Annotated in this window: 4 protein-coding genes; 2 read left to right on the forward strand and 2 right to left on the reverse strand. The window is 28.2% G+C overall.

The genetic code is table 11. The features are described 5' to 3' along the window. The first annotated feature begins 125 nt into the window (after positions 1-125). Both uvrA and Q0J69_RS12790 read left to right on the forward strand, forming a co-directional pair. Positions 126-5,954 (forward strand): excinuclease ABC subunit UvrA, encoded by a 5,829-nt coding sequence (uvrA, locus tag Q0J69_RS12785; RefSeq protein WP_297208154.1) that lies wholly within the window; start codon positions 126-128, stop codon positions 5,952-5,954. A gap of 40 nt (positions 5,955-5,994) precedes the next feature. Then, positions 5,995-7,779, forward strand: coding sequence for a DUF262 domain-containing protein (locus tag Q0J69_RS12790; protein WP_297208155.1), 1,785 nt, complete (start codon positions 5,995-5,997; stop codon positions 7,777-7,779). A gap of 100 nt (positions 7,780-7,879) precedes the next feature. On the opposite strand, the gene solA is transcribed toward Q0J69_RS12790, so the two are convergent. Both solA and Q0J69_RS12800 read right to left on the reverse strand, forming a co-directional pair. Next, a complete protein-coding gene (solA, locus tag Q0J69_RS12795; RefSeq protein WP_297208157.1) occupies positions 7,880-9,001 on the reverse strand; it encodes an N-methyl-L-tryptophan oxidase in 1,122 nt (373 codons plus the stop codon). A 122-nt stretch (positions 9,002-9,123) separates the two neighbouring features. Further along, the gene (locus tag Q0J69_RS12800; RefSeq protein WP_297208159.1) at positions 9,124-10,263 is read right to left on the reverse strand and encodes an RsiV family protein; all 1,140 of its coding nucleotides are present in this window, start codon (positions 10,261-10,263) and stop codon (positions 9,124-9,126) included. Positions 10,264-10,625: the final 362 nt, after the last annotated feature.

Raw genomic sequence — 10,625 nt, forward strand, 5'->3', positions numbered from 1 at the left:
AAGATATCGTATAATCTGCGGTATCTTTTTTAATATTATTTATTTATTAATATTTAATACCAGTAAAACCTTTTTTTATATAGAATTTATGTTATAATATTTTAACTTTTTTGTAAGGATTTTTTATGGCTAATAATTCTATAGAAATAAGAGGTGCTAAAGAGCATAACCTTAAAAATGTATCACTTTCAATACCTCATAAAACCTTAACCACTTTAACAGGAGTATCAGGAAGCGGAAAAAGTTCTCTAGCATTCGATACTATTTTTAAAGAGGGACAGAGAAGATATTTAGAATCATTATCAGCTTATGCAAGACAGTTTTTAGGTGTTATGGCTAAGGCTGATGTTGAACATATAGAAGGACTATCCCCTACTATTTCTATAGACCAAAAAAGCGTAAATAAAAATCCTCGTTCTACTGTAGGTACTGTTACAGAAATTTATGACTTTTTTAGATTATTATTTGCAAGACTTGGAGTTCCTTATTGCTCTAAATGCGGACATAAAATATCTAAGCAAAGCGAAGACCAAATTGCACAAAGTGTTTTGAGAGAGTTTGCAGAAAAAAGAATTTTAGTGCTTGCCCCTATTGTAAGAGATAGAAAGGGAGAGTATAGAAAAGAAATTGAAGAAGTAAAACTTGCAGGATACCCTAGAATAAGAATTGATAATATAGTTTATAAATTTGATGAAGATGAAATACCAGAGCTTAAAAGATATGAAAAGCATACTTTAGAAATAGTTATTGACAGAATAAAAGTTGAAGATAAATACTTGTCAAGAATTACTGATGATATAGAAAGAGCTATAAGAATAACAAAGGGATTGGTAGCATTTTATGAAGAGCATGAAAAAAGTAATGAGGCAATTGAAGTTAATAATGATATAGGAAATACTGAATCAAATGAAGCTGATACAAAAACAAAAAAGAAAAAGATAAAAATGAGTAAGCAGTTTGAAATAGATAAATATTATAAACTCTATACTACAGAAAGGTCTTGTGCTAACTGCGGACACTCTATTGCTGATATTGAACCTAATTTATTTTCATTTAATAATCCTATGGGAGCATGTACTGTTTGCGGAGGTCTTGGGGTTGAGCATGTATTTACAGAGAAGCATATTGTAAGAGATGAAAATTTAAATATTTATGACGGGGCTTTATCATGTATTGTAGATGATCATATAGGTTTTGACATGGAATACGGTATTGATGAATTAGAAGTTATTGCTAAGACTTATAAAATAGATTTAAAAAAGCCTTGGAAAGATTTAACTAAAACAGAAAAAAAATATTTGCTTTACGGTACCGATAAAGAAGTAAAATGGAGAAAAAGATTCTGGTATCATAGCAAACTTGTAGAAGATAGAGTACCGGGTATTTTAGACAGATTAAAATATGATTATGAAACTTATAAAAACAGTTATTATGCTAATTTTATGGACGAAGTTGAATGTCCCAAATGCAAGGGTAAAAGAATCAATGAAGATGCATTATCAGTGAAATTTAATGGCAAAACTATAGCTGATTTTTCTTCAATGACTATAGAAGATTTATACGATTATTTTACTAAATTAAAATTAAAACCTAATGAAGAGATAATCGGTGCTCCCATAGTAAAAGAAATTATTTACAGATTAACATTTTTGGTGAAAGTGGGATTAACATATTTAACAGTAGAGCGTTCCTCCCCTACTCTTTCAGGCGGAGAATCTCAAAGAATAAGATTAGCATCTCAAATAGGAAGCGGACTTGAAGGCGTATTATATGTACTTGATGAGCCTTCAATAGGACTTCATCAGTCTGACAATAAAAAATTAATAGAATCATTAAAAACATTAAGAGATAAAAATAATACTGTTATAGTTGTAGAGCATGACAAAGAAACTATGGAGGAGTCCGACTTCTTAATTGATATAGGTCCTAATGCTGGAGTTAATGGAGGAGAAGTTGTAGGTATTGGTGATTATGAAGAGTTTATAAAATCAGATAAATCTTACACTGCTAAATATTTACGAGGCGATGATGATATAGAAATACCAAAAACAAGAAGAGAAGGAAACGGAAAGTTTTTAAAAGTAATAGGTGCTAATCAATTTAATCTTAAAAATATAGATGTAGAGTTTCCTTTGGGATTATTTATTGTAGTAACAGGACTTTCTGGAAGCGGTAAATCTACTTTAGTTGAAAATATTTTAATGCGTGCTTTGCATAATCATTTTTATGGAAAAACTTTAACAGCAGGCAGTCATGAAAAAATAGAAGGGCTTGAAAATATAGACAAGGTTATAGAAGTTGATCAGTCGCCAATCGGGAGAACACCAAGAAGCAATCCTGCAACTTATACAAAAGTTTTATCACCTATAAGGGATTTATTTGCAGCTACTAAACTTGCAAAAATGAGGGGATATGATAAAGGAAGATTTTCATTTAATGTAAAAACAGGAAGATGTCCTACATGCGAGGGTGCTGGAGTTATAGAGCTAGAGATGCAGTTTTTATCGAATGTATTAGTGCCTTGCGAGGAATGCGGAGGTAAAAGATTTAATGCAGAAACTTTAGATGTTAAATACAAAGACAAAACTATATACGATGTTCTTGAAATGAGTGTTTCAGAGGCTATTAAGTTTTTTGACGGTATAACTTCAATAACAAGAATATTAAAAATAATGGAAGATATAGGACTTGGTTATATAAAATTGGGACAGCCTTCTACAACTTTATCTGGAGGAGAGGCTCAGAGAATAAAGCTAGCAAGCGAACTTCATAAAATATCTACAGGAAATACTTTATATATATTAGATGAGCCTACTACAGGACTTCATTTTGAGGATATAAAAAAATTATTAAAAGCATTAGACGGACTTGTTGAGAAAGGAAATACTGTTTTAGTTGTAGAGCATAATTTGGACGTTATTAAATGTGCTGATTATATTATAGATATGGGACCTTTAAGCGGAGATAAAGGAGGCAGAGTTGTTGCTCAAGGAAAGCCAGAGGATATTATAAAAGTAAAAGAATCACTAACGGCAAAAGAACTTAAAGAAATATTAAAGCCTTCAAAAAAGAAAAAAGAAATTACAAAAACAGAAGAAGCAAAAAAAGAAGAAAATACTTCTCTTATTATAAAAGGTGCTAATAAACATAATCTTAAAAATATCAGTTTAATATTACCAAAAAATAAAATTAATGTTATAACAGGAGTATCTGGAAGCGGAAAAACTTCTCTTGCATTTGATACTATATTTAAAGAGGGTCAGAGAAGATTTGTTGAATCACTTTCTACTTATGCAAGAAGATTTTTAGGAAGATTTGAAGATGCTAATGTTGAAAAGATAGAAGGACTTGCTCCCGCTATAGCAATAGATCAAAAGAATGTAAGCAGAAATCCTCGTTCTACTGTTGCAACAGTTACAGAGATTTATGACTATTTCAGACTAATTTTTGCAAGAGTGTCAAAACCTCATTGCCCCCATTGCAGCGATAAAGATACTCTAAAAGCTGAAACTCCTTCAATACTTGCAACTGAAATTATTGATACTATGGACCTGCATAAACTTATAATAATTTCTCCTTTATATCATAGCTCATTTAATCATAGATTTACTTTTGATGATAATGATGCAAAAGATATTAAAAAAATTATAGAAAAAACAAGAGAAGCCGGATATGTGAGAATGCAGATTAATAATAATGATTATGTTATAGATGATATCACAGAAGAAGAAATTGATTCTCTATCAAAAGAAGAGATATATTCTGTAGGTATAGTTATTGATAGGATAGTTGTTGGAAAAGATAAAAGGGCTAGGATTGCCGATGCTATTGAAAGGGCGATGGATTTATCAAACGGAGTTGTGCATATAAAGGCTTCACATGGTATAATAATAAAGGAAAGTTTCCATACAAAGTTTCCAGCATGCCTTCTTCATGGTATATTGTTTGATTTTGAAGTTACTCCTAGACATTTTTCATTTAATTCCCATTGGGGATATTGTGAGGAGTGCAAAGGGCTTGGAAGTAAACCTACATTCAGCATAGATTTGGCAATAAAAGACAGTACAAAACCTTTGTTTGACGGGGCATTAGATACCGCTCTTCATAATATGTTTTCTACTCATGGCAAGCATTATACAGATTCATTATTCAGATTATTAAAAAGAAATGGTATAACAAAAAAAGATTTATACCAAACTCCTTTTAATGAACTTGATAAAAAAGTTATAGATACTGTATTTTTCGGCGGTGATTATGCTATAGGAAATGTTATCACTGCTTGGCATTCTAATAATGATGTTACAAGCGAAGATTATTCAGAGTGGAAAGATAAATCGCTTGGTAAATTTTTTGTAGATGAGGAATGCAATTCTTGTCATGGAGAAAGATTAAATGAAGTAATGAGAGCATATACTATACAAGATAAAAATATAAGCCAAGTATGTGCTATGACTGTTGAAGGAGCAATTAATTTCTTTGATGAACTTCCTAAACTTTTAACAGAGAGAGAAAATACAATATCAAAAGAAGCTGTTAAAGAAATAAATACAAGGCTTAGCTTTTTGGATAAAGTAGGATTAAATTATTTATCATTAGGCAGAAAATACGCTACGCTTTCAGGAGGAGAGGCTCAGAGAATAAGGCTTGCCAGTCAGTTAGGCTCTAAACTTACAGGTGTGCTTTATGTATTAGATGAGCCTACTGTAGGACTTCACCCAAGAGATACCAATCATTTGCTTGATACATTAAAGGAATTGAGAGATTTAAAAAATACTCTTGTAATAGTAGAGCATGACAGAGATACTATGAAAGCAGCGGACAATATTATAGATATGGGACCTTTTGCTGGTGCTTTTGGAGGCGAAGTAGTTTTTGAAGGTAAATATGATGATATATTAAATGCCAATAATTCACTTACAGGAGATTATTTAAGCGAGAGAAAAAAAGTATTTGATAAAACTGCCGTAAGAAATGAAGATACTGAATGCATAAAATTAAAAAATGTTTCTACAAATAATTTAAAAAATATTAGTGTAGATATACCGTTAAAAAAAATAGTGGTTGTTACAGGAGTTTCTGGAAGCGGTAAATCATCACTTATAATAGATACACTCTACCCTGCTCTAAAAAAACGCAGGCTCAATCAATACTCTAAATTTGAAAGTGCAGAAATACCTAGCATTGTTTCAGACACTATATTAGTTGACCAAATATCAATAGTTGGTTCTATTAGAAGCACATTAGTAAGCTATAGTAAAGTGTTTGATAAAATTAGAAATATATTTGCAAAAACTCCTGCAGCAAAAGCAAAAGCATTCGCAGCTGGAAGATTCTCATATAATGGAAAAGAAGGAAGATGCAATATATGCGAAGGTAAAGGTATAAGAAAAATAGCTATGCACTTTTTATCCGACATGGAAATAGTTTGTGAGGCTTGCGGAGGAAAAAGATACAATAATGAAACTTTATCCGTAAGGTTCAAATCTCTAAACATAGCCGAAGTATTAGAGCTTACAGTTGATGAGGCAATAGAGTTTTTTGACTTTGACAAATCAATAACAAAAACTTTATCAATAATGAGTGAGGTTGGGCTTGGTTATATAAAACTCTCTCAAAGGCTTGATACTTTCTCAGGCGGAGAATTGCAGCGTTTGAAACTTGCAACAGAATTAGCAAAAAAACAAGGCGATGAGCATATAGTTTATATTTTAGATGAACCTACTACAGGACTTCATTTTGATGATGTTAATAAACTTCTTATAGCTTTAAATAAATTAGTAGAAAAAGGACATAGTGTTATAATAATAGAACATAATCCTGATGTTATAAAAGCTGCTGATTATATAATCGATTTAGGTTTAGAAGGAGGAACTAACGGCGGTGAGATAATTGCTAAAGGTACTGTTGAAGATATTTTGGAGATGAAAAAAGGATACACTTGGAAGTATATTTAATTACTTGAAATATAATAATTATTATATTGTGAGGTTAAGTATGTTATTAGAAGAAACATTTAAAACAGTCAAGAAATTATTAGAAAATAAAAAAACAATAAAAATACCAGATTATCAAAGATCCTATTCTTGGGACGAGGAACAAATACGTCAGTTTTTGTATGATATAGAAGAATATGCTGAAAAAGAAAGTCATTATTATGTAGGGCATTTTTTATTTGAAGAAAGAAATGGTAATTTTTATATTATAGATGGTCAGCAAAGACTTACTACTATAGTTCTATTAATATTTAGTATTTATAATATGCTTGATGATAATGAAGATTTAAAAAATATACATAACTTTATATCAAAAAAATTTTCAACAGTTTCTTATGATAATAAATTTTTTAAAGGAATAATAAAAGGAGAAATTAAGCTAAATAGAAAATCTAAATCTTTTGAAACTCTATCACAAAAACGTATATATAATGCTTGCAAAATATTTAATAATGCTTTAAAAAAACAGGATAAAAATTATATAAGCAATATATTTAATATTATTATGGAAGCTTCATGTACTGAACATATTATTAATAAACAGGAAGAAGCTGTTCAAATGTTTATATATGAGAATAATAGAGGTAAAAGACCAACTAATTTAGATATACTTAAATCATTATTTATGCATACTATATACTTAAATTCTAATAAAGTAGAAGAAGATATAAAAGAGATAACTGAGCAATTTAAAAAGATTTTTACTAATATTGCAAAAATAGAAGATATTTTGAGTGAAGATAATTTTCTTGAAATTACTATAAAAACTTTTTTTAATGATTTGAAATATAGAGGTATAGATGATATAAGCAAATATTTAGAAGAAAATAATAATGATAATATTCCAAATAGAATTATGAGTTTGAAAAATGATGAAAATACTCAAAAGTATAATATTGGCAACAAAATTGATTTTATAAATGATTTTGTAAAAGAATTAGTTAAAAATGGGGAATATTTATCAAATTTTAAAGATGACGGTAAGTTTTTTTATGTACATTCTATAATATCATTAGGTATTAGTGTTGATATATATCCTTTTATTGCGTTTTTATACAAATACAAAGAAAATATTGATAAAGAAACCAAAAAGAATTTTATTGAAATATTAGAAAATTTATTGATTAGAAATAGAGTTATTACAACAAGAAAAAGATTATCTGTAAAACTAGATGAGATATATCAAAGTTTATTAGCCAATGGCTATAATTTTATAAAAGATATTATAAGAAATATTAATAAGCAATTTAAAAATAAAGATTTTACTTGGAGTAATAATGAATTTATAAAATTTCTTGACAATGAAATATCACATCCTACAGCTAAATTTTTATTATGGAAATATGAAAATTCTTTATTAAAAAAAAATAATATGAGATATGATGATAAAAAAATGAAAAAAATTACTTTAGAGCATATTTTACCTATTGAAGAACCAAATATTAACCCACATTTTTATGGATACTATGATGTTAGAAACCGTTTTATAAATGTATATAAATATAAAACAAATGTATTATATATGTTACAAAGATGTTTGGGTAATTATTTGCTTTTGAGAGAAGATAAAAATAAAGGAGCAAGTAATAGCGATTTTAAAACAAAATTAGAATATTATAATAATCAAGATGATAATATTAAATTAGAGCAGCAAAAAGAAATTATTGATAACTATTTTAATAAAAAAACTAAGGAATTAAAATCTAATTGGGATAAAAAATCAATAGAAAAAAGGACAGAAAAAATTATAAAAGCTATAAAAAAGGTATATAATATAAAAGAATAATTTATTATAATAGTAAGAGGATAATTATATTAATAACTACCCTCTTATACACTTTATAAATAAATATTTTTGTTATTCAAATATTATTTTACTCACAAAATTAATTGAATCTTTTAAGCGTAAAGTTTTCATCTAATGTGAATTTTTTGTCTGTAATAACCTTTGCCGCAATTTCACCTAAAACAGGTGCAAATTTGAAGCCATGACTAATACCTCCGAAAAACAATATATCATTATTTAAAAAATCTATAATGAAATCTTCATCTGGACTCATAGGATAACTGCATGATTTACCTTTTATGAATTTTCCTATATAAGGCATAAATTTTCTGGCATGTTCACCTATTTCATATTTATCCTCTTCTATCTCCCCAAAATCAACCCTCTCTTCTCTTTTGTTGTAATATTGTCCTGTTAAGTTTTTACCTATTTTAAAACCATCTCCCGCATTAGGAAAACCATAATAATGATCTCCGTCTATTTCAAATGTAAAAGCAGGAAGTTTATCATAAGTATATACATCGCTTTCCCACCAAGAAAATATTTTTCTTTTTTTGTATACAGGTATGCAAGGTAAGGGCATAATTTTTAATAATAAATTCAATATTTCATCTGAGTAAGTTCCTGCTGATATAACTATTTTTTTTGTTTCAAACTCATAGTCTTTTGATATTATTATATAAGAGTCATTTATTTTTTTTATCTCTTTTATTTCACTTCCGTAAAAAGTTTTTGCTCCGAATTTTACAGCTTCATTACTCGCTGTTATCACTGAATTATCACTATATACATAGCCTGTATTTCTTTCATAAACACCTAAAAAATCTTCTGGAACAAAAAAACTATATCTTTTTTCAATCTCTTTTTTATCTATGATTTCACAGTCTAAATTATAATTTTTGGCACTACTTAATGTATTAATCATAAATTCAGAATCTTTATGACCTATATTAATAACTCCAATTCTTTCAAACATTTTTGTATTTGTTTCTGATTCAAATTCTCCCCATAAATCAAAAGCTCTTTTGAGCATAGGTATGTATTTTTCTCCTTCTCCATAAGCTATTCTAAATATTCTAGTATCACCATGATATGAACCTTGATCATGAGAAGGAGCATATAAATCAATCATCGCTGTTTTTATATTTGACTTCGATAAGTAATATGAAGCAAATGAACCTATTGTACCTATTCCAATTACACAAACATCGAATTTTTCCATATATAACCTCTAAAAGTTTTTTATATATTAAACCATTTTTACAAATAGTAAAGTGTTTTAAATAAAAAATAGGTAATTAAATTAATAATCACCTCTATATTTTTCCTATATTAAAACAATTATTATTCAAATATAGTCTTGTATTCGTCTTTCAAATAAGGTTTAATTTCTTCTGCTGACATTAATACTCTAGTTTCTCCAATAGCATAAGGTCCTATTTCGTATATTCCCCAAGTAAATACTAAACCTTTTGATGTCAAATAGAAATTGTTGTTTTCTAATGAAAGTTCATCTAATCCGAAATAAGAATTAGCATCTCTACCTTCTATTTTTACAAGTTTATCTTTTATTAAATTAAGTAAATCAGTATTTTTTAAGTCTGTTATTAAATCTGCTATTTTTAATTGATTTCCTGTTTCCAATGAATATACACTATTTATTGTAGCATAGTTTCCATGAGCTCCGCCTGTGTATTCATAAACCATTTTATTTATAGATACAACTTTTTCGCTTAAATAATCTATACCGAATTGAGAAGAATAATTTTCTATATGTGATATATAATCAGATTTTACCCACTCATCATAGATAGGAGTCATTTTATTGCTTATCAAACTTTGAGCTGTTAATAATTTTGTTAAATCATTGAAAGTGCTTGCATCAGTAATTCCAAAATCTTTATTTATGTCTAAATTAATTTTATCTATGTTAGCGGATTTGCTGTCATTATTTAAAGCAAATATTGCTGTTTTGAATTGGAAGAATCTTTGGCCATTAGTTGATGATTCAGGAGAAACATTTGAATAAGTGTACTCAATTATTCTAGCACCAGTTACAGGAGTTTTTGCTGTTTTGAAAGTCATTTCTTTTCCATCTATTTTGGCAGTGAAAGGATATGCAGTACTTGGGAAATTTCCTTCTAATGTTTTATTGTCATAAGAAGTTGCTGAAATACTTCCTTCATCAAGCTCCCCTGCTTTTGTAACATTGAATGTGTTTAGATTTTGATTGATGTCTCTGTAATATACTACTCCGAAATTGCCGCTTTCATTCTGTGCTATTTCAGAGTTGATATATTCTCCAGTATCAGCCACTAAATATACAACTTCATAATTATTTGCTTTTTCATTTTCGCTAAGCTGTAATTGAGTTATTTCTGTTGTACTATTATCGGTTGCTGTTTCTTGTTTGGCATTATTTGAATTACCGCATGAAACAAAAATAAATAAGCATGATAAAAAAGTTAATAATATAGATTTCATTTTGTCCTCTTTTGAAATAAATTTCCCTTCCAAAATATTACAGTAATAAAACAAAAATCATATTTTTATGTAAAAGATTTTATGAATAATTATGACTATATGGCTAAAGGTGCCTCGTATTATAGGTTATTTGTCAGGAATTTTCTAAAACAAATGAAATTAGGGTTTTAGTGATTTTTGTTTTAGAATATCTCTATAATACGAGACATGAATTTATTATAAAAAAAGATATATTACAGGTGCAAAAAATAATATTTATAAAAAATATATTGAAAAATTTAAAATGATAGTCGATAGTCGATAGTCGATAGTCGATAGTCGATAGTCGATAGTCGATAGTCGATAGTCGATAGTCGATAGTC

The sequence above is a fragment of the uncultured Brachyspira sp. genome (assembly GCF_944388875.1).
Taxonomy (GTDB): Bacteria; Spirochaetota; Brachyspiria; order Brachyspirales; family Brachyspiraceae; genus Brachyspira.